At 68.8% G+C, this 1,375-nt stretch carries 1 protein-coding gene and 1 pseudogene; both read left to right on the top strand.

Going from position 1 to position 1,375, the window contains the following annotated elements; translation table 11 throughout:
* A pseudogene (locus ACIKT0_RS18290) lies at positions 1–193 on the top strand (flagellar basal-body MS-ring/collar protein FliF); the annotation flags it as partial.
* 1 nt (position 194) lies between these two features.
* Entirely contained in the window at positions 195–1,223 is a 1,029-nt protein-coding gene (gene fliG, locus ACIKT0_RS18285; protein ID WP_407106749.1) for a flagellar motor switch protein FliG, read from the top strand.
* The last annotated feature ends 152 nt before the right edge of the window (positions 1,224–1,375 follow it).

Here is a 1,375-nt window from a genome sequence, read left to right as displayed (position 1 = left end):
CCTCGTCGCCACGCCTCTCGGCGCCGACGGCGCGCTGACGGCCGGCGACATCCCGGCCGGAAGCCGCCGGCTGACCGCGGCCGAGATATCCGGCCGGAAGTCGGAGAGCGTCGACCGGCTGGGAGAACTCGTCCGAGGGAATCCTTCGGAGAGCGTCGCCATCATCCGCCAATGGCTGCAGGAGCCCGCCTGAGATGGCCTCTCGCGCCCTCACCCCATCCACCGGCCGCAGGCTGAGCGGCGTCGAGCGCGCCGCCGTCCTGATGCTGGCGCTCGGCGAGACCCACGGCGAAGAGGTGTGGAAACTGCTCGACGACGACGAGATCCGCGACCTCTCGGCGGCGATGTCCTCGCTCGGCGCCGTCGAGGTCGAGACCGTCGAGAACCTGATGGTGGAGTTCGCGTCCCGGCTCACCAGCAATGGCGGCATCGTCGGCGACGTCGAATCCACCGAGCGGCTGCTCACGCAGTTCCTGCCGAAGGAGCGCGTCGGCTCCATCATGGAGGAGATCCGCGGACCGGCCGGCCGCAACATGTGGGAGAAGCTCTCCAACGTTCCGGAGGCGGCCCTCGCGAACTACCTCAAGAACGAATATCCGCAGACCGTCGCGGTGGTGCTGTCGAAGATCCGGGCCGAGCAGGCCGCGCGCGTGCTGGCGATCCTGCCCGAGGATTTCGCGCTCGACGTCGTGCGTCGGATGCTCGCCATGGAGTCCGTCCAGAAGGACATTCTGGAGCGCGTCGAACAGACGCTGCGCTCGGAGCTGATGTCGAGCCTGTCGCAGACCTCGCGGCGCGACGCCCACGAGGTGATGGCGGAGATCTTCAACGCCTTCGACCGGCAGACCGAGACCCGCTTCCTGACCAAGCTCGAAGAGGCCGCCAAGGAAAGCGCGGAGCGCATCAAGCAGCTGATGTTCACCTTCGACGACCTGGCGAAGCTCGATTCCGCCGGCATCCAGACCCTGCTGCGGGACGCGCCGCGCGACCGGCTGACGGTCGCCCTCAAGGGGGCGAGCCAGCTGATGCGCGAGTTCATTCTCGGCAATCTCTCCAGCCGCGCCGCCAGGATGCTGGCCGACGACATGGAGGCGATGGGACCGGTGCGCCTCCGGGACGTCGACGAGGCGCAGGCCGCTCTGGTCAATCTCGCGAAGGATCTCGCGGCCCGCGGCCAGATCACCATCTCAAAGAGCAAGGGCGAGGATGAGCTTGTCTACTGACGCGATCCTCGTCGGCCGAGCGGAGGCGCCGCGATGAGCCGGCCCGTCCCGTTCCTGTTCGACGTCGACTTCGGCCGGCCGGCTCAGCCTGCGGCTGCCGCCGCGCCCCTTCCGGCGGCGCCAGGCTCGATCGCGATCGACGAGCACGAGGC

Origin of the sequence: Hansschlegelia beijingensis (assembly GCF_045505405.1) — a bacterium.
Lineage (GTDB): Bacteria > Pseudomonadota > Alphaproteobacteria > Rhizobiales > Methylopilaceae > Methylopila > Methylopila beijingensis_A.
This window is presented reverse-complemented; position numbering and strand designations above follow the sequence as displayed.